The sequence below is a fragment of the Brevundimonas fluminis genome (assembly GCF_003934285.1).
Classification (GTDB): Bacteria; Pseudomonadota; Alphaproteobacteria; order Caulobacterales; family Caulobacteraceae; genus Brevundimonas; species Brevundimonas fluminis.
On record NZ_RQWJ01000002.1, the window covers coordinates 682,169 to 701,878 of the forward strand.

25 protein-coding genes are annotated in these 19,710 nt (G+C 71.0%); 11 read left to right on the forward strand and 14 right to left on the reverse strand.

Annotated features, from left to right (window positions below; all coding sequences use genetic code 11):
* Window positions 1-2: 2 nt before the first annotated feature.
* The 8 genes from EFJ44_RS03965 to EFJ44_RS04000 all read right to left on the reverse strand — a co-directional run bounded on the left by EFJ44_RS03965 (window position 3) and on the right by EFJ44_RS04000 (window position 6,679).
* Window positions 3-416, reverse strand: a complete 414-nt coding sequence (locus EFJ44_RS03965; protein ID WP_125255865.1) for a DUF6491 family protein — start codon at window positions 414-416, stop codon at window positions 3-5.
* 8 nt (window positions 417-424) lie between these two features.
* Window positions 425-835, reverse strand: coding sequence for a hypothetical protein (locus tag EFJ44_RS03970; RefSeq protein WP_125255866.1), 411 nt, complete (start codon window positions 833-835; stop codon window positions 425-427).
* A 25-nt stretch (window positions 836-860) separates the two neighbouring features.
* Entirely contained in the window at window positions 861-2,654 is a 1,794-nt protein-coding gene (mnmC2, locus tag EFJ44_RS03975; protein ID WP_125255867.1) for a tRNA (5-methylaminomethyl-2-thiouridine)(34)-methyltransferase MnmC2, read from the reverse strand.
* Between the two features lie 104 nt (window positions 2,655-2,758).
* Window positions 2,759-3,022: a hypothetical protein gene (locus EFJ44_RS13765; protein ID WP_164511840.1), complete on the reverse strand. Its 264-nt coding sequence runs from the start codon at window positions 3,020-3,022 to the stop codon at window positions 2,759-2,761.
* 125 nt (window positions 3,023-3,147) lie between these two features.
* Window positions 3,148-3,420 carry a hypothetical protein gene (locus tag EFJ44_RS03985; protein WP_125255868.1) on the reverse strand — a complete coding sequence of 91 codons (273 nt, stop codon included), beginning with the start codon at window positions 3,418-3,420 and terminating at the stop codon, window positions 3,148-3,150.
* A gap of 3 nt (window positions 3,421-3,423) precedes the next feature.
* Window positions 3,424-3,834, reverse strand: a complete 411-nt coding sequence (locus tag EFJ44_RS03990; protein WP_125255869.1) for a hypothetical protein — start codon at window positions 3,832-3,834, stop codon at window positions 3,424-3,426.
* Between the two features lie 91 nt (window positions 3,835-3,925).
* Window positions 3,926-4,795: a flagellar motor stator protein MotA gene (gene motA, locus EFJ44_RS03995; RefSeq protein WP_125255870.1), complete on the reverse strand. Its 870-nt coding sequence runs from the start codon at window positions 4,793-4,795 to the stop codon at window positions 3,926-3,928.
* A gap of 84 nt (window positions 4,796-4,879) precedes the next feature.
* Window positions 4,880-6,679: a long-chain-acyl-CoA synthetase gene (locus tag EFJ44_RS04000; protein WP_125255871.1), complete on the reverse strand. Its 1,800-nt coding sequence runs from the start codon at window positions 6,677-6,679 to the stop codon at window positions 4,880-4,882.
* A gap of 334 nt (window positions 6,680-7,013) precedes the next feature.
* Here EFJ44_RS04000 and EFJ44_RS04005 point away from each other — a divergent pair, with 334 nt between their 5' ends.
* Window positions 7,014-7,607 carry a hypothetical protein gene (locus tag EFJ44_RS04005; RefSeq protein WP_125255872.1) on the forward strand — a complete coding sequence of 198 codons (594 nt, stop codon included), beginning with the start codon at window positions 7,014-7,016 and terminating at the stop codon, window positions 7,605-7,607.
* 50 nt (window positions 7,608-7,657) lie between these two features.
* On the opposite strand, the gene EFJ44_RS04010 is transcribed toward EFJ44_RS04005, so the two are convergent.
* From EFJ44_RS04010 to EFJ44_RS04020, 3 genes are read right to left on the reverse strand one after another with little or no spacing between them, the layout of a single operon-like run.
* Window positions 7,658-8,941: a PQQ-dependent sugar dehydrogenase gene (locus tag EFJ44_RS04010; protein ID WP_241209668.1), complete on the reverse strand. Its 1,284-nt coding sequence runs from the start codon at window positions 8,939-8,941 to the stop codon at window positions 7,658-7,660.
* A 47-nt stretch (window positions 8,942-8,988) separates the two neighbouring features.
* A complete protein-coding gene (locus EFJ44_RS04015) occupies window positions 8,989-9,528 on the reverse strand; it encodes a lipocalin family protein (protein WP_125255874.1) in 540 nt (179 codons plus the stop codon).
* A 60-nt stretch (window positions 9,529-9,588) separates the two neighbouring features.
* Window positions 9,589-10,482, reverse strand: coding sequence for a DUF1206 domain-containing protein (locus EFJ44_RS04020; protein ID WP_206426856.1), 894 nt, complete (start codon window positions 10,480-10,482; stop codon window positions 9,589-9,591).
* 96 nt (window positions 10,483-10,578) lie between these two features.
* On the opposite strand from EFJ44_RS04020, the gene EFJ44_RS04025 reads away from it, so the two are divergent.
* The 3 genes from EFJ44_RS04025 (at window position 10,579) to EFJ44_RS04035 (ending at window position 13,259) form a co-directional block, all read left to right on the forward strand.
* Window positions 10,579-11,514: an ABC transporter ATP-binding protein gene (locus EFJ44_RS04025; protein ID WP_125255875.1), complete on the forward strand. Its 936-nt coding sequence runs from the start codon at window positions 10,579-10,581 to the stop codon at window positions 11,512-11,514.
* The gene (locus EFJ44_RS04030; protein ID WP_125255876.1) at window positions 11,514-12,281 is read left to right on the forward strand and encodes an ABC transporter permease; all 768 of its coding nucleotides are present in this window, start codon (window positions 11,514-11,516) and stop codon (window positions 12,279-12,281) included. The genes EFJ44_RS04025 and EFJ44_RS04030 overlap by 1 nt, the downstream gene beginning before the upstream one ends.
* An 81-nt stretch (window positions 12,282-12,362) precedes the next feature.
* The gene (locus tag EFJ44_RS04035) at window positions 12,363-13,259 is read left to right on the forward strand and encodes a hypothetical protein (protein WP_125255877.1); all 897 of its coding nucleotides are present in this window, start codon (window positions 12,363-12,365) and stop codon (window positions 13,257-13,259) included.
* 6 nt (window positions 13,260-13,265) lie between these two features.
* Here EFJ44_RS04035 and EFJ44_RS04040 read toward each other — a convergent pair whose 3' ends face one another.
* Window positions 13,266-13,646, reverse strand: coding sequence for a hypothetical protein (locus tag EFJ44_RS04040; protein ID WP_125255878.1), 381 nt, complete (start codon window positions 13,644-13,646; stop codon window positions 13,266-13,268).
* A gap of 90 nt (window positions 13,647-13,736) precedes the next feature.
* Between EFJ44_RS04040 and EFJ44_RS04045 the strand changes: the two genes are divergently transcribed.
* Genes EFJ44_RS04045 through EFJ44_RS04055 form a run of 3 tightly spaced genes read left to right on the forward strand, consistent with a single transcriptional unit; the run spans window position 13,737 to window position 15,216 of the window.
* Window positions 13,737-14,081, forward strand: coding sequence for an ArsR/SmtB family transcription factor (locus EFJ44_RS04045; protein ID WP_125255879.1), 345 nt, complete (start codon window positions 13,737-13,739; stop codon window positions 14,079-14,081).
* The gene (locus tag EFJ44_RS04050) at window positions 14,078-14,563 is read left to right on the forward strand and encodes an SRPBCC family protein (RefSeq protein WP_125255880.1); all 486 of its coding nucleotides are present in this window, start codon (window positions 14,078-14,080) and stop codon (window positions 14,561-14,563) included. Before EFJ44_RS04045 ends, EFJ44_RS04050 begins: the two co-directional genes overlap by 4 nt.
* Window positions 14,560-15,216, forward strand: a complete 657-nt coding sequence (locus tag EFJ44_RS04055) for a glutathione S-transferase family protein (protein ID WP_125255881.1) — start codon at window positions 14,560-14,562, stop codon at window positions 15,214-15,216. The genes EFJ44_RS04050 and EFJ44_RS04055 overlap by 4 nt, the downstream gene beginning before the upstream one ends.
* On the opposite strand, the gene EFJ44_RS04060 is transcribed toward EFJ44_RS04055, so the two are convergent.
* A complete protein-coding gene (locus EFJ44_RS04060; protein WP_125255882.1) occupies window positions 15,188-15,925 on the reverse strand; it encodes an NAD-dependent deacylase in 738 nt (245 codons plus the stop codon). The two genes, EFJ44_RS04055 and EFJ44_RS04060, sit on opposite strands and share 29 nt — an antisense overlap.
* 11 nt (window positions 15,926-15,936) lie before the next feature.
* Window positions 15,937-16,761, reverse strand: coding sequence for a hypothetical protein (locus EFJ44_RS04065; protein WP_125255883.1), 825 nt, complete (start codon window positions 16,759-16,761; stop codon window positions 15,937-15,939).
* 268 nt (window positions 16,762-17,029) lie between these two features.
* Here EFJ44_RS04065 and EFJ44_RS04070 point away from each other — a divergent pair, with 268 nt between their 5' ends.
* From EFJ44_RS04070 to EFJ44_RS04085, 4 genes are all read left to right on the forward strand, one after another.
* Window positions 17,030-17,602, forward strand: a complete 573-nt coding sequence (locus EFJ44_RS04070) for an OmpA family protein (RefSeq protein WP_125255884.1) — start codon at window positions 17,030-17,032, stop codon at window positions 17,600-17,602.
* Window positions 17,603-17,667: 65 nt separating this feature from the next.
* Complete coding sequence (locus tag EFJ44_RS04075; protein ID WP_125255885.1) at window positions 17,668-18,774, forward strand: S-(hydroxymethyl)glutathione dehydrogenase/class III alcohol dehydrogenase; 1,107 nt, start codon at window positions 17,668-17,670, stop codon at window positions 18,772-18,774.
* A 10-nt stretch (window positions 18,775-18,784) separates the two neighbouring features.
* Window positions 18,785-19,186 (forward strand): VOC family protein, encoded by a 402-nt coding sequence (locus EFJ44_RS04080; RefSeq protein WP_125255886.1) that lies wholly within the window; start codon window positions 18,785-18,787, stop codon window positions 19,184-19,186.
* Between the two features lie 61 nt (window positions 19,187-19,247).
* Entirely contained in the window at window positions 19,248-19,640 is a 393-nt protein-coding gene (locus EFJ44_RS04085) for a VOC family protein (RefSeq protein ID WP_125255887.1), read from the forward strand.
* Window positions 19,641-19,710 lie beyond the last annotated feature (70 nt).

Below are 19,710 nucleotides of genomic sequence, written 5' to 3' on the forward strand. Positions count from 1 at the left end.
CGTCAGGGGCGCAGCCGGGGCTCCAGCGCCGCGATCTCGCCCTCCGTCAGGCGGCGCTCGACGCGCGCCCGGCAGCGCGTGTCGTTCTCGCCCTGGAGTCCGGGGCCCGAGACGGCGATTTCGACGGAGTCGCCGACGCAGGCCCGTCCTCCGCCCGGACCGGCCGTCAGCGCGATGCTGCGGGCCGAGGACATTCCGCGGCAGAAGCCGCTGTTCAGTTCATAAACCTGCCCCCGTCCGGCCCGGACGTAGACCTGGGCGTCGCTGGCGGCGCGAAAGTTGCGGACTGTGTCCGGGATGAAGCAGGCGCGTTCGCCTCGTCCCCCGTCCACGGTGGCGGGCGGCACGTCGCCCGCCGCGCACGCCGAGAGGGCGAATCCGGCGATCGGCAGAAGGGCGGGGAGCAGGCGTTTCATTGACGGCCTCACGGACGTTGGTGGCTGGGCAGGGCGGCGATCTCTTCGGCGGTCAGCACGCGCATCACGCGGGCGCGGCAGACGTCGGTGGACGAGGACGCGCCGGGCGTGGCGATGCGCAGGGAGTCCGACGTGCACAGGCGCCCCCCGCCGATTCCGCCGGCGTCCGGCAGGAAGGCGAGCCGCTGCGCGAAGTCCAGGTTGTTGCAGCCGTAGGCTTCGATCTCGAACACGTCGCCGCTTGCGGCGCGCACGAACACCTGACCCGTCCGGCCCTGACGGAAATTGCGGACCTGGTCGCTGCTGAAGCAGCGGGTCTCGGCCCGGGGCGAGCCGTCTTCGGTCATTCCGTCCGTCGTCGGCGCGCAGGCCGATGCCGAGACGGCGGCGGCCGTGGCCGCGATGAGCAGGATGCGCATGATCTGTTCCTCCGCCTTCCTCGCCTTAACGATCCTTGCGATCACGCCGTTCCGCAAGCCGGACCGGCGACACGCGCGTGGCCAGTCGCGCGGGAAGGGGGGAGGGCGCGCCGACCGCCAGGGCGGCGACGTGCTCGCCCAGCAGAGGGGCCAGGGCGAAGCCGCGTGAGCCCAGGCCCCCCAGCACGAAGACGCGGTCACCCAGCGCGCCTGCGACGGGCAGGCGGTCGGGCGTGGTCGCGCGGATCGCCGCTCGCGCGTGCCGGATCGTCGTGCGGCCGACCTGAGCGGCGAGGTGCGGCAGGCGCGCGGCGAGGGCGTCCAGATTGCGCTTGGTGTCCGCCGGGTCGACGCCGACGTCGGTGCGATCCCGATCGTGCGTCGCGCCGAACAGGAGGCCGTCGACCGTGGGCGCGACGTAGCCGCCCCACGCGGCGACGGGGCCGCCTGGTCCCTCGATCCATTCCGCCTGTCCGCGCACGGGACGCAGTCCCAGCTCCGGCGCCAGGGCGTCCAGGCCCCATCCCGCGGACAGAACGACGGCGTCGGCCTCCAGGGTCGCGCCGTCGTCGCTCCTGATGAGGACGCCCCGACCCTGAGTCTCCACAGCGATCGCGCGCAAGCGTGCGAGCTCGACGCCGGCGGCCCACGCCTCCAGCACCATGGGCGGGCGGACGACCATCGCCCGAGCCATGAGCAGTCCCCCGTCCGCCCGGGGTCCGCCCAGCCGGCGGGCCGTCTCATCCGCAGACAGCCGGGTCATCGCGCCCGCGGGCCAGAGGTCCTGCACCGCGACCTTGTCGTAGCGCGCGCCGTCCCGGGCCGTCTGCTCGAGCTGGATCACGCCCCGCGCCAGAACCGCGCCGTCGACGGCGTCGTAAAGGTCACCCGCGCGCGCGAGGGACTGGGCGAACAGGGCGGCGATGTCGCGGTCGCCGACGTCGAGCCGCGGCGTGACCAGGGCGGCCGGGAAACCCGACGCGCCGGCGCCCGGCGCCTCCGCCTCGATCAGGATCGGCTCGGCGCCCAGTTCGAGGAGCGCGCGCGCCGTGGCGAGGCCGGCGACGCCGCCGCCGACGACCGCGACGCGCCGCTTGGGCGATGTTGGGGCGATCGTTCCCGCCGCCCGCGCCTCCAGCCGTTCGCGCTTGCGGCCATGGCCGGGGCGCTTGTCGACCGTGAAGCCGCGGTCCTGAAGGCCGCGCCGCACCGCGCCGGCGACGGTGAAGGTCGCCGCCGCCGCGCCGGGGGCCGAGCGGGCCGCGACGAGGTCGAGCACGGCGTGGCTCCACATCTCCGGATTGGCGGCGGGGGCGAAGCCGTCGAGAAACCAGGCGTCGGCGCGACCGCTCCAGTCCATGAGGGCGCCTTCGACGGGCGCCACCGCCAGATCGAGGGTCACGCCCCAGTCGCGCGGCAGGAGAAGCCGGTGGAAGCCCGGCGTCCCGGAAGGCCAGGCGGCGATCAGCGCGGCCGTGACGTCCGCCAGTTCGGGCCAGGCGGAAAGCGCCCTGCCGGCCTCCTCGCGCGACAGAGGGAAGGCCTCGACGGAGAAGACGTGCAGGCGACCGCCTGCCGGTCGCGTCCGGAGCCAGAGGTCGATCAGGGCGGCGACGTTGAGCCCCGTCCCGAAGCCCAGCTCGGCCACGGTGAACCGGTCGCGGCCGGCCCATCCGTCCGGCAGGCCGCAGCCCGACAGGAAGACCGCCCGGCTCTCGGCCAGCCCATCCTCGCGGGAAAAGTAGACGTCGCCGAAACGGCCGGAGACCGGCGCGCCGTCTTCGGTCCAGTCCAGTCGGGGGGAGCGGTCTTCGGTCATCGCGCTCGCGGTGCCACCACGAGCGCCTTTCGCGCAACGAAAAAGGGCCGCCCCGTGAGGAGCGGCCCTTTCCGTCAGAGGCCCGAAGGCCTCTTCAGCTCAACTTAGTGAGCGGCAGCCGGGGCTTCGGCAGCGGCCGGAGCGGCAGCGGCGTCGGCGGCCGGAGCCGTCGCGGCGTCGGCAGCGGCGGTTTCGGCGGTCGCGGCGGCGGCGCCGGCTTCGGCGGCGGCGGTTTCGGCCGTGGCGGCGGCTTCGGTGGCTTCGCCGGCGGCGGCTTCGGCTTCAGCGGCCTTGTCCTCGGCGGCGGGCTGGCAGGCGGCCAGGGCCAGGGCGGCGGCCGAAGCGGCGATCAGGGCAACGATGCGCATTTTGAAATTCCTTAAGGAGGATCACGGGGTCATGAATCCCCGCACCCCTGCAATAACGGAATCGTGAGCCCCCCCGCAAGCGAATTCTCACGGGTTCGTGATCCGTGGGAAGTCGCCTGCCGACGTCAGCGCGGCGGCGTCGGGGCGGAGGCGCTCGGCTCGACCGGCAGGACCGGCGGCGGGTCGCCCGGCCCCGGGTTGATCTGCGGAGGCGGCGTGCCGTCCTCCGGGGGCGGCGCCGGCTCCGGCTGCAGGGCGCCCGGCGGGGTCGGCTCGGGCGGGGCGGCGCCCGGTTCCGCGCCCTGCGGGACCGAAGCCCGGTCTTCCGCCGGTTGCCCGCAGGCGGACACGCCCGCGGTTGCGGCGGCCGCCAGGGCGATCAGAAGGGTCCTTCGCATCGCTCAGTTCTTCTTGTCGAGTTGAGGATTGGTGGGCGAATAGGCGTACGGCATGACCTGGCCCGTCTGGGTGCCGGCGGCCGCCTGGGTCTCGCGCGTGTTGCGCGAGGGCGCATCGGCGGGGATGGAACTGTCGACCTGGCCGGTGACGGCGACGGAGCCGGACGTGCCCGAGGTCGAACCGGCCGTGCCGCCGGTCGAGGTGGAACCCGAGCCGCCCGAAGACGCGCCCGACGCGCCGGACGTCGCGGCCGAAGATTCGGTCGAGCCGGAGGCCATGTCGCCCGTGGCCGTCGTGGACTCGGCGTCCATGGCGGCCTCGTCGACGGCGGGTTCTTCGGCCGGACGGTTGCAGGCGGAAAGGCTCAGGGCGGCGGCGCCGGCGGCGGCCAGCATCAGGGTGCGAGACGTCATGGAAACTCTCCCGTTCAGTCCGGCGCGGCGCCGGGACCTGCAGGAGATAACCCCGGTCGTCCGATGACGGTTCCGTGACCGCCCGTGATCGTCAGGCCTCGGTCGGAGCGTTCGACAGCGTCTCTTCCATCTCGGCGAAGCTGGGCTGGGCGCCGGAAGGAATGTCGCCGCGGCCGATCTCGCAGGAGATCTGGGCGGCGTTGCCGTGCAGGTGGGCCACCAGCACCGACTGGATGATCTTGTAGAAGGCGCCGTCGCCGTCGACGATCTCTTTCAGGCGGCTGGCCATCGGCCCGACCAGTCCATACGCCAGGAACACGCCAAGGAAGGTGCCGACCAGGGCGCCGCCGATCATGCCGCCCAGCACCTCCGGCGGCTCGGTGATCGAGCCCATGGTCTTGATGACCCCCAGCACGGCGGCCACGATGCCCAGCGCGGGAAGGCCGTCGGCCATGGTCTGCAGGGCGTGGGCGCCGGCGAGGCCCTCGTGGTGGTGCTTCTCCAGCTGCTTCTCCATGGCGTCCTCGATCTGGTGCGGATCCTCGAGGTTCATGGTCATCATGCGCAGGGTGTCGCAGATGAAGTCCGTGGCGAAGTGGTCCTTCAGGATCTTCGGGTACTTCTGGAAGATCGTGGACTCCGCCGGCTTCTCGATGTGGCTTTCCAGGGCGATCACGCCCTTGGACTTCATCGTCTTGGTCAGCTGGAACAGCAGCGAGAGCAGATCCTTGTAGTCTTGCCGCTTCCACTTGGGCCCGGCGAACACCTTGGCGAACCCGCCCAGCGTCGCCTTGATCGTGCCGACCGAGTTGCCGATGAGAAAGGCCGCGACGCCCGCGCCCAGAATGGCCATCAGCTCATAGGGCAGGGAGTGGAGGATCACCTCCATCTTGCCGCCGGCCAGGATGTAGCTGCCGAACACCATGCCGAACAGCAGGACGATGCCGATGATCTGGAACATGGGCGCGGAAAAGCCTTCGGCCGGGAGAGGGACGTCCGGCGAACATTGGCCCGTTAATGCTTAATCCGGAGTTGCCGGAGGCGCTTACAGCCGCGTCTCGCCCGTCAGGATCGCTTCCCGCGCCTTGGCCGACAGCTTCGTGTAGCCGTTCTTGCCGCCCTTGACCCAGACGCCGCCGGGGACGCGGTCGGGGTCGAAGCCGTCGGCGACGAGATCGGACTTGCGGTACTTGAAGGTGCCGGTGGTGTCGGCGGCCTTCAGTTGGCGCACGAAGCAGGGCCGGGCGTAGGTCGGCAGCTCGCGGTCCACCCATTCGGCGAAGGCGGCGGGCTCGAACTTGCCGTCGGTGACCAGGGCGACCATGCCGGCCTTGCCCTCCTGACCCGGCACGGGGACGCCGTAGGCCACGACTTCCTTCACCCCTGGCGCGTCGGCCAGACGTTGCTCGACCTCGGCCGTCGAGACGTTCTCGCCCTTCCAGCGGAAGGTGTCGCCGATGCGGTCGACGAAGTAGAAATAGCCCTGACGGTCCTGGCGCATCAGGTCGCCGGTGCGGAACCAGCGGTCGCCCTTTTTGAAGACGTCGGTGAGAACCTTTTTCTGGCTGGCGGCCTTGTCGGCGTAGCCGGAGAAGTCGTGCCGGTTGTCGTCGGCGATCAGGCCGATCGCCTCGCCGATCTCGCCCGGGCGGGCCAGACGGCAAAGGCCGTCGGAGCCGCGCACAGGCAGTTCGGTGTCGAGGTCGAACTCGACCAGGCGGATGTTGATCTGCTTCTTCAGGAAGCCCGGGACGCGGCCGATCGCGCCCATCTTGCCGTCGAAGTTGAAGACCGAGACGTTGCCCTCGGTCGAGCCGTAGAACTCCAGCACCCTGGGGATGTTGAAGCGCGGCTGGAACTCTTCCCAGACGTCCGGACGCATGCCGTTGCCGTAGGCGAGGCGCAGCTTGTGATCCCGCTCGCCCGGCGTCTCCGGCGCGTTGACCAGATAGCGGCACAGCTCGCCGATGTAGACGAACAGGGTCGCGCCCGAGGCCTTCACGTCCGGCCAGAAGTTCGTGCTGGAAAAGCGCTTGCGCAGCACCAGCCGCCCGCCGTTCAGCAGGGCCGGTCCCACGCCCACGAGGCCGCCGGTGGAGTGATAAAGCGGCAGGACGTTGAAGGTGACGTCCTTCTCCGTCGCCTCGGTGCAGCCGGCGAAGGCCCGCATGTAGGTGCGGGCCCGCGCATGGGTCACGCGCGCGGCCTTCGGCAGCCCGGTGGTGCCCGAGGTGTAGATGAGCAGGGCCGTCGAGCGGTTGGTCAGGCCATGGCGCAGGTTCCGCGGCGGGCGCACCGAACTGGCGCCGCGCACCGGCTTGTCCAGATCGCGCCGGTCGCTGGTCTCGTCGGCGTCGTTCAGGCCCAGCACCCACAGCATCAGATGCCGGTCGATGAAGGGGCGGGCCTCCTCGACCTGTTTCCAGCACGTCTCGTCGGCGACGACCTGGCTGGTGTTGGCGATGGCGATGCAGTGGGCCAGCGCCTGACCGGTCAGGTTGGTGTTGATCAGGGCCGTCGTCACGCCGACCTTGGAAAATCCGACCCAGGCCGCCAGGTATTCCACCCGGTTGCACATCATCAGGGCGATCACGTCGCCCCGCTTCAGATTGCGGCCCCGCGCCCAGTGGCCGAAGCGGTTGGCCAGCTGGTCGAACTCGCGGTAGCTGACGGCGCGCCGCTCGTCCTCGACGGCGATCCGGTCGCCGAATTTGTCGACCGCTTCCTCGACGTCGTCGCAGACCAGGTCGAGGCTGTCGAGCGACACGGGCTTGATGCGCTTCAGCAGGCGGCTGAGCCCCTTCGCGAACCGCACGTCGCGTCGGATGTCGGCGATCAGGCCCATCGGTCGGTGATTCCCTCGTGCCAAGGCTGCCCCTGACGTCGGTGATGACGGCGCCGTCCCCCGTGGTCAACCACCAGGGGAATGTCGATGGCGTTCGTCGCAGGCCTGTGACCCCTCCGGCACGACGCAGGGTAAACTTCGCCGTTTTTCTGCCCGACCCCGACAAGCAGTTCGCGGTTGATCGGCCACAATGCCGAAGCATTTCCAAAGAAACTGCGCAGGTTCAGCGTCGCCATAACTGTGGCACGCTCAAGGTATCTTGGCGGCTCGACTGGCGACGCCGGAACGTCCCTCCGATATCGGGGTTCAGTCAACCAACGCAAGGAGGAAGACCATGAGCGTCACCTATACCGACCACGAGTATGACCGTCGCGACGACGTCGTCGAAGAGGCCTACGTCCCCGTTTACGCCCGCAAGCGCGCCGCCCGCGGCCGTGCCGGGGCCCGCGGCTTCAAGACGTGGATGATCCTCGCGCCCCTGGGCGTGCTGGTGGTCGGCGGCGCCTCCGCCGCGATGCTGATGAACGGCGGCGAGGCCGAGGTCGTCGAGGCGCCGGCAGCGTCGGCTCCGGCCTTGGCCCAGGCTCCGCTGACCGATCTGATGACTTCGACCGCCGCGAGCGACCCCGCCGCCCTGACGGCCCTTCGCCCGGCGGAGCCGGTGGCGACCGCCCCGGTGGCCGCCGCCCCGGTCGCAGCGCCCGCTCCGGTCCGTCGCGCGGCCCCGGTCCAGCGCCGCACGGCGCCCGCCGCCGCTCCGGTCGAGTCGACCGCGGCCGACGATGCGGGCGACGAGGCCACGGCCGATCTGAACCGCGCGCAGGCGACGCGGAGCGCGACCGCGCCGACCTTCGCTCCCGCCCCCGTCGCCCCGACCGCGACGCCGCCGGCTCCGACGATCCAGGTCCAGCCGTTTCCGGGCCAGTGAGCCGTTCTCCGGACTGGAGAACCCTGAACCCCGGCTTCGGCCGGGGTTCTTCAATTGGTCGGCGCCGCCGGCGACACCCGCCAGATCACATTGCCGACGTCGTCCGCGACCAGCAGGGCGCCCCGTCCGTCGAAGGCGACGCCGACGGGCCGGCCCATGGCGCGGCCCTCCTCGTCCAGAAAGCCCGTCAGCACCGGGATCGGCATGCCGTCCGGCATGGCCCCGGCGAAGGGCACGAAGATCACCTGGTAGCCGTTCGGCGGTTTGCGGTTCCAGGATCCGTGCTGGCCCACGAAGGCGCCGCTCCGGAACCGCTCCGGCAGAAGCGAGCCTTGCGAGAACGCGAGGCCCAGCGACGCCGTGTGCGATCCCAGCGCATAGTCCGGCTTGATCGCCCGGGCGACCATGTCGGGATTGGCGGGCCGGACCCGCTCGTCCACGATCTGGCCGTAATAGCTCCAGGGCCACCCATAGAACCCGCCGGGCCGGACCGAGGTCATGTAGTCCGGGACCAGATCCGGCCCCAGCTCGTCCCGCTCGTTGACCGCGACCCACAGGGCGCCGGACGCGGGGTTCCAGTCGATGCCGACGGGGTTGCGCAGGCCCGAGGCATAGACGCGCCGGGCGCCGGTCGCGGGGTCGATCTCAAGAACGGCGGCGCGGTCGACCTCCTCGTCCAGCCCATTCTCGCCGATGTTCGAATTCGAACCGACCCCCACATACAGTCGCGCGCCGTCGGGCGAGGCGACCAGGCTCTTGGTCCAGTGGTGGTTCCGGCCGGCCGGCAGGTCGGCGACCTTGCGCGCGGCGACCGTGATCCGCGTCTGGCCCGTTTGGTACGGGAAGGCCACCACGGCGTCGGCGTTGGCGACGTAGAGGGTCGACCCGATCAGCGCCATGCCGAAGGGCGAGGTCAGGTCGGTCAGGAAGGGCGTCTTCAACTCCGCCGTCCCGTCGCCGTCGGCGTCGCGCAGCAGGGTGATCCGGTTGGCGCTCGGCACGCCGGCCCCGGCCTTCTTCATGAACAGACCCATGAACCAGCCGCGGACGCCGCCTTGCTTGTCCTCGGGTTTCGGCGGAGCGTTGGACTCGGCCACCAGCACGTCGCCGTTTGGCAGCCGGTACAGCCAGCGCGGATGGTCCAGCCCGCTGGCGAAGGCCTGGACCCGCAGGCCTTCGGCCGGCGTCGGCATGCGACCCTCAGGCCAGCCGATCGCGTCGGCGACCTTGACCTGCGGGATGAGGCTGGCCGCCGGCGCCGGCAGGGTGGGATTGGGGCCATACCCCGCCTCCGGCGGCAGCGCCTGCGGCCCGCCGCACGCGGCGAGGACCATGGACAAGGAAAGGCAGGTTGCGGCGGCGACGGCACGCATGGGCGACCTCACAGGGTTTCGGGAAACTCCAGCCGGCTCACATCATAGCCCAGTTCGCCCAGACGGCGGACGAGGCCGTCGCGCTCGGCGGTCGAGGGGACCTCGCGGGTGTAGATGAAGGCCTTGTCCAGCGTGGGGCTGGTGGCGATGAACCACGAATAGTCGTCGGCCCGGTCCAGCACCCAATAGTCCCAGGTCACGAAACCCCAGAAGTATTTCACGCGCAGTTTGGCGTTGGTGCCCGGATCGAGGATCTGGCCGGCGCCGTCGACCGCCTTTTCGCGGCCGGTCGGCGTGTCGACCTGACAGGTGTCTCGAACCTCGACCCGCGTCGGCGCGGTCAGCCGATAGTTCGAGGCGCCGGCCACGCAGCCGTCGGTGATCGACATCGGGGTGCGCGCGATTTCCAGCCAGCGACCCGACCACAGCCGCTCCGCGTCGACGGGCTTCGTCGGCTGGGGCGCGCGGTACTCGGACGGCGAGGGTGCGGTGACGCAGGCCGACAGGGCGAGCGCGGCGGCGGCGGCGGCGAGGGCGTTCAGGCGCATGGTCCACTCCGTTTCCGGTTCAGCGGCGAGCTACGGCCACGGTTCCCGGCCGGACGCGCGTCAAAGCACCTCACGCGGCGGGCGGATGCGGCGCCAGCGGGCCTCCACGAACGAGAAGGCCCCGAAGGCGATCAGGCCCAGAGCCATGGCCGACAACGCCCAGGGCCCCGCCGGCTGCCGCTCCACCGCTTCCAGCGCCGCGCCCAGACTCGTCACGTCCGAGGGTTGGGCGTGGAGGCCGGCCAGAACGACGATCGCGCCGAGGGGCAGGTAGGCCAGACCTCGGGCCATGTAGCCCCAGCGTGCCAGCGGGGCGACCTTGCGGCACAGGCTTTCGGAGCAGGCGAGATGCTGGGTGAAGTCCTCGCGCCAGGCCCGCGTGACGTTGGCGACGCCGATGCCTAGGATGGCCAGGCCGCCGGCCGCCAGCAGCCAGTCGCCCCAGGGCAGGGACATGACCGTTTCTGCGGTCTGACGGCTGGCGACGACCGCCTCGGCTTCCGCATCCTCCGGCTTGTCGAACAGCAGGCCCGACGCGCCGAGGGCCATGGCCGAGTAGCCGAGCGCGCTGAACAGCTGGCCCATCCGCGCCATCAGGCCTTTCCGGTCTTTGCCCTCGTGATCGGCGTCGAACACCGCCTGCATCAGGCGCCACATGACGAAGGCGGCGAGACCAAGGATCACCAGCAGCAGCCACAGCCGCCCGAACGGACGGGTGACCAGCCAGGCCAGTGCCCCGCCGGTTCCGACGGCCTCGCCCACCCCGAACACGCCCAGCAGCGTCAGCACGCCGACCGACAGGTAGACGAACCCCCGCGCGCCGAAACCGACCCGTGCCGCCCACTCGATCCAGTGCTTCAGCTCGGGCGTCCGGGCCAGGAACGGAACGCGCCTGCGCGACCAGGCGCCGAGACGGGCGAGGCGCGAGCGGACGGGCAGGGGGATCATCGTCATGGCGGCGTCGAAACGCGCGCGGCGGACAACCGCTCCGCTTGCCCTTGCGGAACATCCGGCGTGGCATATCTGCTCGGGACCGCGCGGGGAGGGGCCATGGCCGGCGTCATCGAAATCCGGGGTCTGACCAAGACCTACAAGTCCGGGCTGAAGGCGCTGGACGCCGTCGACCTGTCGATCGAGAAGGGCGAGATCTTCGCCCTGCTGGGACCGAACGGCGCGGGCAAGACGACGATGATCTCGATCGTCTGCGGCATCGTCACGTCCAGCGAGGGCTCGGTCACCGCCGCCGGCCACGACATCCGCAAGGACTATCGCAAGGCCCGCTCGGCCATCGGCCTGGTGCCGCAAGAGCTGACCACCGACGCCTTCGAGACCGTGTGGGCCACCGTCACCCTCAGCCGCGGCCTGTTCGGCAAGGCGCCGAACAAGCCGTTCATCGAACAGCTGCTGAAGGATCTGTCCCTCTGGGACAAGAAGGACGCGAAGATCATGACCCTGTCCGGGGGCATGAAGCGCCGGGTCATGATCGCCAAGGCGCTGTCGCACGAGCCCGACATCCTGTTCCTCGACGAGCCGACGGCCGGCGTGGACGTGGAGCTGCGCAAGGACATGTGGGCCATGGTGCGCCGCCTGCGCGAGCGCGGCGTGACCATCATTCTGACCACCCACTACATCGAGGAGGCCGAGGAGATGGCCGATCGGGTGGGCGTCATCCTGAAGGGCCGTCTGGTGCTGGTCGAGGAGAAGACCGCCCTGATGAAGAAGCTGGGCCGCAAGACGCTGACGCTGCAGCTGCAGGAGCCCCTCACCGCCCTGCCGCCCGAACTGGCGGAATGGACGCTGGCGCTGAACGCGGACGGGACCGAGCTGGAATACGTCTTCGACTCCAATGCGGAGAAGACCGGCGTGCCGTCCCTCATGCGCCGCCTGTCGGACCTGGGCGTCGGCTTCAAGGACCTGTCGACGAAACAATCGAGCCTGGAAGACATCTTCGTCGGTCTGGTCCACCAGTCGAGGGAGGCGGCGTGATGGCGTTCAACGGTCACGGCGTCTGGGCCATCTATCGCTTCGAGATGGCGCGGACCTTCCGCACCCTGTGGCAGTCGATCATCACGCCCGTAGTGACGACGGCGCTGTATTTCGTCGTCTTCGGCTCGGCCATCGGCAGCCGCATGGGCGGCGTGTCGGAGGTGCCCTACGGCGCCTTCATCGTGCCCGGGCTGATCATGCTCAGCCTGTTCACCAACTCCATCTTCAACGGCAGCTTCGGCATCTATTTTCCGAAGTTCACCGGCACGATCTACGAACTGCTGTCGGCGCCCATCTCGCCGCTCGAGACGGTGCTCGCCTACGTCGGTGCGGCGGCCACCAAGTCGGTCATCCTTGGTCTGGTGATCCTGGCCACGGCGGCGCTGTTCGTGCCGCTGCAGATCCTGCACCCCTTCTGGATGCTGGCCTTCCTGATCCTGATCTCGGCCACCTTCAGCCTGTTCGGCTTCATCATCGGCGTCTGGGCGCAGAGCTTCGAGCAGCTGAACTTCATCCCTATGCTGGTGGTGACGCCGCTGACGTTCCTGGGCGGCGCCTTCTACTCGATCGACATGCTGCCCCCGGCCTGGCAGACCGTCAGCCTGTTCAATCCGGTGGTCTACCTGATCAGCGGCTTCCGCTGGGCCTTCTTCGGCGTCGGCGACGTGCCGGTGGCGATCAGCCTCGGCGCGACCCTGATCTTCTTCTTCGTGCTGCTGGCCTTCGTCGGCTGGATCTTCAGGACCGGCTGGCGCCTGAAGAACTAGGGCCGGCCGCCGCCAAGAAATCGTCGGGATCGGGCGGCACGGTCGCGCGCTTCAGTACGCGTCCCGCCCGAGTGAGCCCGAATGTCCGACGACGAGCGTCGCCCGCCTTCCCCCGCGCCCATCGACTGGCGCCGTTCCGCCGCGCCCGTGTTCCGGGCCGGCCCGCTGCCGGGCGGGCAGAGACTGGAGCCGATCCCGCAGCCGCCCCGGCCGCAGCCCGCGCGGCCGGCGCCGTCGCGACCGGTGAACCTGTTCCGCGACTCGCTGGTGCCCCAGGCGCGCCCCGCCGCCGCGCCGACCCCGACGCCGGCGCCCGAGACCCCACCCAAGCCGACGCCGTCGCCGGACCTGACGGTGCGCCCCTTGCCGCCCACTTCGGCGCCCGACCTGCCCCGGGCCGCCCCGGCTCCCGCCGCGAAGGCCACGTCGGCGCCCGCCCCGACGCCCCCGCCGGTCGTGCCCGACGCCCCGGGTGAAGCGATCGTCGTTCCCGGCTTCGCACAGACGGCCCGGCGGCCCGGCCCTTCCCGTCCGGTCCTGATCGGCGGCGCCGCGGCGGCCGTTCTGGCGGCGGGCGTCGCCGTCTGGCTTCTGATCCCGCGCGCGCCCGAGGCGCCGGCGCCCGCGTCCCCGGTCGCCCTGCCCGGGGCCGGTGCGCCGGTCGCCGCGACGCCCGCCGGGACGGCGCCCGAAATCGTCGATCCGGTCGTTCAGCCCGTCGCGACGGCGTCGGCGGCGAGCCGGCCCCCAGCCGAAGAGCGGACCGCGACGCCTGCGCCCGTGCGGGCGACGGTCCCGCCGGAGGCCGCCCCGGTCGAGCCGGAGACGCCCGCCGCGGCGACGCCCTCGCCGCCGCCCGCGCCGGTCATCGAGACGGCGCCCCTGATCGAGCCGACGCGCCAGCCGCCGGCGGAGCCGCCGCCCGCCGATCCGACGCCGCGCACCGACGGGGAGACCATCGTCACGCGCCCGCGCTGACCGGCGTCAGGCCTTCAGCGTGACGTAGCCGCGCTCGACCATACGCCGCAGGCCCTCATAGGCCTCGGCCAGCTCCTCATAGGCCGCGCGAGCGGACGTCAGCCGCGCGATCTGGTCGGGCGTGGACGGCGCGCCCGATTCCGACTGGCGCAGGGCTTCGGCGACCCATCTCGCCCGGGCGGTCGCGGTCAGCACCGCCAGCCTCTGGAAGGTCGCGGGCTCCACCCCCTGAAGGGCCTGTCCGACGACCTCGCGGTTGGCCACGAAGGCGGAGTAGTCGATCTGTTCGAGCTGCCCCCGCAGCCGCCGCTGCTCCTGCGGATCGATGTCCTGCGGCTCGAAATGGTCGCGGGTGCGGCGGTAGCTCTGGGTCTGGATCGTGGACATGACGGCCATCCGGTTGCCTGTGAGGCGAAGGCTGCGCCGCGTCGCTTAACGGGGGGTTGCGCCCCTCCGGCCGGCTTGATACTTAAGTGAATGCTTCAACATCAGCCTCTGGATCTGGCCTTCCATGCCCTGTCGGACCCGACCCGTCGCCGGATGGTCGAGCGCCTGACCCTCGGCCCGGCCTCGGTCAGCGATCTGGCCGAACCCCTGCCCATGTCCATGTCGGCCGTGGTCCAGCATCTGAAGGTGCTGCAGGACGCAGGCCTGGTGACCTCGGAGAAGGTGGGGCGGGTGCGCACGTGCCGCGTGGATACGCACGCCCTGTCCGCCGCCGAACGCTGGATCGCCGAGCGGCGCTTGGCGATGGAAGGCCGGCTGGATCGCCTCGGCGCCTTCCTCGACGCGACGAAACCCGAAACGGAGCCCCGCGAATGACCGACCGACTGGCCCACGGCATGTTCACGCTGGAACGCCGCTACGACGCCTCGCCCCCGCGCGTCTTCCGCGCGTGGTCGGATCCGGTCGCCTTCCGGCGCTGGTTCGTGGAGAGCCCCGGCGCGACCATTCTCGACTGGGCTCATGACCTTCGGGTCGGCGCGCACGGCGGCGGCCGCTATCGCTTCGGCGGGCCGGAGACTCCGGTCGGCTTCAACGAGACGGTCTTCCTCGATCTGGTGGAAAACAGCCGCATCGTCCTGGCCTACGTCATGGGCCGGGAGCTGGGCGGGGAGCACCGGCGGGAGTCGGCCTCGCTGGCGACCGTTGAACTGCTTCCGGACGGCGACGGCACGCGGCTGATCTACACCGAACAGGGCGCCTACTACGGCGACGACGGCGGCGCCCACGTGCCCCTGCGCAAGGAGGGCTGCGCCGAGATGCTGGAGAACCTGGCCCGCGAACTGGAGGCGAACCCGTGAGCTTCACCCTCTGGCTTCATCCCTACGCCGGCTACGGTCAGAAGGCGTCGACCGCCGCCTATGAGCTGGGCGTGCCATTCACCCTTCGGGTGCTGGACCACGCGGACGCGGACCTCATGGCGGAGTTCGGCCGGCTGTCGCCCTTCGGAAAGATGCCGGTGCTTGTCGACTCCGAGGGTCGGACCGTCTTTGAATCCAGCATCGTGATCGAGTGGATGGATCGCCACGCCGGCGGCGGCCGTCTGATCCCCGCCGACCCGGACGCGGCGCTGGAGGCGCGGCTGATCGACCGGATCGTCGACACCTATGTGGGCGGGCCGATGAACCGGATCGTCTTCAACCGGCTGGGCCGGGCGGGAACCCCGAACCCGGTGGCGATGGAACAGGACGAGGCCGAGCTGGCGCGCGCCTGGGACTGGCTGGAGGACCGCCTGTCCGACGGCCGCGAATGGGGCGCCGGCGAGACCTTCTCCCTGGCCGATTGCGGCGCCGCGCCGCTCATGACCTATGCCCGCAGACTGGTTCCGTTCGGCGACCGGCCGAGGCTGCGGGCGTGGCACGCGCGGCTGAAGGCGCGGCCGTCGTTTCAGCGTGCGCTGGACGACGCCGCCCCGTACGGAAACCTCATGCCCGCGCCCCCTGCGGAGGACTGAGCAGCTCGTCCACCCATCGCGGGACTTCGACCGACGCCGGGCCGAGGCGGGATTCGTCGAACAGGTGCGTGCCCATCGACGGTTCGAGATTGATCTCCACCGTCCGCGCGCCCGCCGCCCGCGCGGCGCGCACGAAGCCGGCGGCCGGCCAGACGGCGCCGGAGGTGCCGATGGAGACGAACAGGCCGCAGGCCGCCAGCGCCGCCTCGATCCGGTCCATCTCCAGCGGGATTTCTCCGAACCAGACCACGTGGGGACGCATCCGGCCGGCCGGGTGATGCGGCGACGGCTCGTGCGCCGCCATGGGGCCGGGCCAGTCCATGACGACACCGGAGGCGGTGCAGCGCGCCTTCATGATCTCGCCGTGCATGTGGATCAGCTCGAAGCCCGCGCCGGGCGGCGCCTCCGCGTGCGCCCGATCGTGCAGGTCGTCGACGTTCTGCGTCACCAGCGTCAGCCGTCCCGGCCATCGCGCCGCCAGCTCCGCCAGCGCGCGGTGCGCGGCGTTCGGATGCACCGTCGGCAGGGCCGCGCGGCGCAGGTCATAGAAGCGCTGGACCAGCACGGGATCCCGCGCGAACGCCTCCGGCGTCGCCACGTCCTCGAACCTGTGCCCCTCCCACAGCCCGCCCGCGTCGCGGAAGGTCGGCACCCCGCTCTCGGCCGATATGCCTGCGCCGGTCAGGATGACGATGTCGTCCGTGCTCATGCCTCGGAGTATCAGAGCCCCAGCAGATCCCGCCAGCGCCAGCTGCCGGTACCCAGCGCCACCTTGGGGCCGGACGCCGTGCCGTCCAGCGAGACGACGGCCAGACCGCGCACCGTCTCGTCCTTGCAGGCGCGCGGCGCGAAGCCGACCTCCACCGCCACGGCCTGGCGCAGTCCTGCCAGGCCCTTGCCCGCCTGGCCGGGGCTCTGCAGCCAGTCGCCGTCCCAGACCAGCACGGCCTGTCCCGACGCGGCGCGCGCGGTCAGCGTCGCCGCCACGGCCCGGCGCAGGTCCAGATCGTCGCGCAGCGCCCGCTCCAGTCGCCCGACCATGTCGCAGGCTCCGCCCGCGCCGTCGCCGCCGGGTCCGCCGCCGCCCGCGCCCTCGCCCGATCCCCGGCCCCCCGCGCGCAGCGCGCCGGCCAGCCGGGCGCCGCCGATGACGGGGAGGTCCGGGACGGAAGGCGCGGCCTCGGGGGCCGCCGGGCGCGTCGGCACGTCGGCCGGGGGACGCGGCGTCTTTCGGGCCGTGACGGGCGGACGCGGCGCGGGCGAGGGCGCGCGGGAGGCTTCCGGCGCGGGCGCCGCGTCAGTGCTTTCCGCCGCCGGCCCCGCGGCCGCCGGTTCAGGATCAGGATCGGGAGCGGGCGGGGGAGGCGGCGGCTCCGGCGGGATCAACTCGATCAGCGTCACCGGGGGCTCCGCCGGCCGCGTGTCCGGCGGCCGCACCGACAGGCCGAGGATCATCGCCGCCTGCAGCCCCACCGCGACGGCCAGCGCCGCCGACCAGCGCCCCGCTCCGGATCCCTCGCTCGAAGATGTGGCGGGCCGTCTCATGCCTGTGGATGAAGCGGCGCCGCGTGTCAGGATCGTGGCCGCGCCCTTCCTGACCCGCCGCGTCCCGGCGGCGCCGCCCGCGACAATCCGCGTCGCCGCCCGTTTGTTCCGAACGGACACGAATCTTGCCGAAAACACGACATACCGCCGTTCGAAACGCCAAAACATTGCCCGGAGCACGCCATTAGGTCGCCCCGCCTGCTCCGGTAGCTGCCCCGCTTGCGCATGAGGGCCGAGGTGGCGCGCCGGCGATGATGGAGTTCTCCCCTTGACCCGATCCAACCTGCGCACGGCCCTCATGGGCGGCGCCCTGCTGTCTCTCGGCCTGGTCGTCAGCGGCTGCGCCAGCCACCGCTTCGTGCGCGACAACGTCGCCGTGGTCGACCAGCGCGTCACCGGCGTCGAAGGCCGCGTGACCCGGGTGGAAGGCACCGCCGGCGAGGCCCTGGCCCGCGCCGACGCCGCCCACAAGCTGGCCGAAGGCAAGTTCCTGTACGAAGTGGTCCTGTCCGACGACTCGGTGAAGTTCCCGAACGACGCCAGCGACCTCTCGCCGGAAGCCGAGGCCCGCCTGGGCGAGCTGGCCCAGCGCCTGAAGGCCGAGAACCGCAACGTCTACCTGGAGATCCAGGGCTTCACCGACGCGGCAGGCGAAGAGGCCTATAACATGCAGCTGGGCGAGCAGCGCGCCGAGGCGGTGCGTCGCTATCTGAGCCTGCAGGGCGTGCCGCTGAACCGCATGGCGACCATCTCCTACGGCGAGACCAACCCGGTCGCGGACAACACGACCCGCGAAGGCCGCGCCCAGAACCGCCGCGTGGCGATCGTCGTCCTGTCGTAAGGGCTGGCGAACCCTGCGGATGCCCCCTAATCGTCGGCGCGTCCGACGATTAGGGGAGCCCGCCCATGAAGACCCGCGCCGCCGTCGCCTTCGAGGCCAAACGCCCGCTCGAGATCGTCGAGGTCGATCTGGAAGGGCCGCGCGCCGGAGAGGTGCTGGTCGAGATCAAGGCCACCGGCATCTGCCACACCGACGCCTACACCCTGGACGGTCTGGATTCGGAGGGAATCTTCCCCTCGATCCTGGGCCACGAGGGCGCGGGCGTGGTCGTCGAGGTCGGGCCGGGCGTGACCTCGGTCGCGGTTGGCGATCACGTCATCCCGCTGTACACGCCGGAATGCCGCCAGTGTAAGTCGTGCCTCAGCCGCAAGACCAACCTCTGCACGGCCATCCGCGGCACCCAGGGCAAGGGTCTGATGCCCGACGGCACCAGCCGCTTCAGCTACAAGGGCCAGGCGATCGCCCACTACATGGGCTGCTCGACCTTCTCGAACTACACCGTCCTGCCCGAGATCGCGGTGGCGAAGATCCGCAAGGACGCCCCGTTCGACAAGGCCTGCTACGTCGGCTGCGGCGTGACCACGGGCGTCGGCGCGGTGGTCAACACGGCGAAGGTGGAGCCGGGCGCCAACTGCGTGGTGTTCGGCCTGGGCGGCATCGGGCTGAACGTCATCCAGGGGCTGAAGATGGTCGGAGCCGACATGATCGTCGGCGTCGACGTCAATCCGTCGAAGGAAGAGTGGGGCCGCCGCTTCGGCATGACCCACTTTGTGGACCCCGGGGATCACTCGGACATCGTCGCTCATCTGGTCGAGCTGACCGGGGGCGGCGCGGACTACACCTTCGACTGCACGGGCAACACCACCGTCATGCGTCAGGCGCTGGAGGCCTGTCATCGCGGCTGGGGCGAGAGCGTGATCATCGGCGTGGCCGAGGCCGGCAAGGAGATCGCCACCCGCCCGTTCCAGCTGGTCACCGGTCGCGTCTGGAGGGGCAGTGCATTCGGCGGCGCGCGCGGCCGCACCGACACGCCGAAGATCGTCGACTGGTACATGGACGGCAAGATCGAGATCGACCCGATGATCACCCATGTCCTGCCGCTGGAGCGCATCAACGAGGCCTTCGACCTGATGCACGAAGGCAAGAGCATCCGCAGCGTGGTGGTCTTCTAGGAGAAGCGCGATGGGGCGGTGGTACACCCGACCGGTGCTCTTCGTGACGGACGTCGACGCGTCGCTGGAGTTCTACCGCCGCATGGGCTTCGTCGAGGCCTGGAAGTTCGCACAGGAAGGCTCGCCCGCCGCGCCCCCGACCGGACGGGCGGAGGGGGCCTCGATCGTCGCCCAGACCAGTCTCAATGACTGCGAGATCGTCTTCAGCCGCCAGCGGCCCGACCGGGTCGGCAAGGGGATGCTGTTCATCGAGCTGGTCGCCGACGACTGGAAGGCCCTGCCCGCGGCGCTCGAGGCCGGCGGCGTCCCGTTCCGCGAGGGCTGGTGGGGATACCGCTCGCTTATCGTCACCGATCCCGACGGCAACGAACTGTACTTTCCGGACCCGAGTGATCCGGGCGTCGCCCTCTGAGCTCTTGCACCTCGCAGTCAGTTCGCTAAAACAACTGACAGAACTGCTCGGGAGGGATCGCATGTTCACCCACGTCACCGTCGGCGCGAACGACGTCGAGGCGTCGCGCCGCTTCTATGACGCCGCGCTCGGCGCGCTGGGCGTCGAGCCGGCCAGCGGGCCGGACGCCAAGGGCCGCTATTGGTGGCGCACCCGCATGGGGGCCTTCGCCGTCGGCACGCCCATCGACGGCGAGCCCGCCTGTCACGCCAACGGCGGCACCATCGGCTTTCACGCCAAAACGCCCGAGATGGTCCAGGCCTTCCACGACGCGGGCGCAGCCTCCGGCGGCACGGCCATCGAGGACCCGCCGGGCGAGCGGAATGGGCCATTCGGCAAGCTGATCCTGGCGTATCTGCGCGACCCGTCCGGCAACAAGATCTGCGCCATGCACCGCCCGCAGAACGCGGGCTGAACGATCTCAAAGCGCCCCGCACGTCCTCGATGGCGCTATGTTCGGCGGCCGCAGACATAGGAGCGCCGTT

Bases quoted from the DNA above. Each gene is read 5' to 3' on its own strand.
- EFJ44_RS03965 (WP_125255865.1), bottom strand. From the start codon at position 416: ATGAAACGCCTGCTCCCCGCCCTTCTGCCGATCGCCGGATTCGCCCTC.
- EFJ44_RS03970 (WP_125255866.1), bottom strand. From the start codon at position 835: ATGCGCATCCTGCTCATCGCGGCCACGGCCGCCGCCGTCTCGGCATCG.
- mnmC2 (WP_125255867.1), bottom strand. From the start codon at position 2,654: ATGACCGAAGACCGCTCCCCCCGACTGGACTGGACCGAAGACGGCGCG.
- EFJ44_RS13765 (WP_164511840.1), bottom strand. From the start codon at position 3,022: ATGCGCATCGTTGCCCTGATCGCCGCTTCGGCCGCCGCCCTGGCCCTG.
- EFJ44_RS03985 (WP_125255868.1), bottom strand. From the start codon at position 3,420: ATGCGAAGGACCCTTCTGATCGCCCTGGCGGCCGCCGCAACCGCGGGC.
- EFJ44_RS03990 (WP_125255869.1), bottom strand. From the start codon at position 3,834: ATGACGTCTCGCACCCTGATGCTGGCCGCCGCCGGCGCCGCCGCCCTG.
- motA (WP_125255870.1), bottom strand. From the start codon at position 4,795: ATGTTCCAGATCATCGGCATCGTCCTGCTGTTCGGCATGGTGTTCGGC.
- EFJ44_RS04000 (WP_125255871.1), bottom strand. From the start codon at position 6,679: ATGGGCCTGATCGCCGACATCCGACGCGACGTGCGGTTCGCGAAGGGG.
- EFJ44_RS04005 (WP_125255872.1), top strand. From the start codon at position 7,014: ATGAGCGTCACCTATACCGACCACGAGTATGACCGTCGCGACGACGTC.
- EFJ44_RS04010 (WP_241209668.1), bottom strand. From the start codon at position 8,941: ATGGTCCTCGCCGCGTGCGGCGGGCCGCAGGCGCTGCCGCCGGAGGCG.
- EFJ44_RS04015 (WP_125255874.1), bottom strand. From the start codon at position 9,528: ATGCGCCTGAACGCCCTCGCCGCCGCCGCCGCCGCGCTCGCCCTGTCG.
- EFJ44_RS04020 (WP_206426856.1), bottom strand. From the start codon at position 10,482: ATGACGATGATCCCCCTGCCCGTCCGCTCGCGCCTCGCCCGTCTCGGC.
- EFJ44_RS04025 (WP_125255875.1), top strand. From the start codon at position 10,579: ATGGCCGGCGTCATCGAAATCCGGGGTCTGACCAAGACCTACAAGTCC.
- EFJ44_RS04030 (WP_125255876.1), top strand. From the start codon at position 11,514: ATGGCGTTCAACGGTCACGGCGTCTGGGCCATCTATCGCTTCGAGATG.
- EFJ44_RS04035 (WP_125255877.1), top strand. From the start codon at position 12,363: ATGTCCGACGACGAGCGTCGCCCGCCTTCCCCCGCGCCCATCGACTGG.
- EFJ44_RS04040 (WP_125255878.1), bottom strand. From the start codon at position 13,646: ATGTCCACGATCCAGACCCAGAGCTACCGCCGCACCCGCGACCATTTC.
- EFJ44_RS04045 (WP_125255879.1), top strand. From the start codon at position 13,737: ATGCTTCAACATCAGCCTCTGGATCTGGCCTTCCATGCCCTGTCGGAC.
- EFJ44_RS04050 (WP_125255880.1), top strand. From the start codon at position 14,078: ATGACCGACCGACTGGCCCACGGCATGTTCACGCTGGAACGCCGCTAC.
- EFJ44_RS04060 (WP_125255882.1), bottom strand. From the start codon at position 15,925: ATGAGCACGGACGACATCGTCATCCTGACCGGCGCAGGCATATCGGCC.
- EFJ44_RS04065 (WP_125255883.1), bottom strand. From the start codon at position 16,761: ATGAGACGGCCCGCCACATCTTCGAGCGAGGGATCCGGAGCGGGGCGC.
- EFJ44_RS04075 (WP_125255885.1), top strand. From the start codon at position 17,668: ATGAAGACCCGCGCCGCCGTCGCCTTCGAGGCCAAACGCCCGCTCGAG.
- EFJ44_RS04080 (WP_125255886.1), top strand. From the start codon at position 18,785: ATGGGGCGGTGGTACACCCGACCGGTGCTCTTCGTGACGGACGTCGAC.
- EFJ44_RS04085 (WP_125255887.1), top strand. From the start codon at position 19,248: ATGTTCACCCACGTCACCGTCGGCGCGAACGACGTCGAGGCGTCGCGC.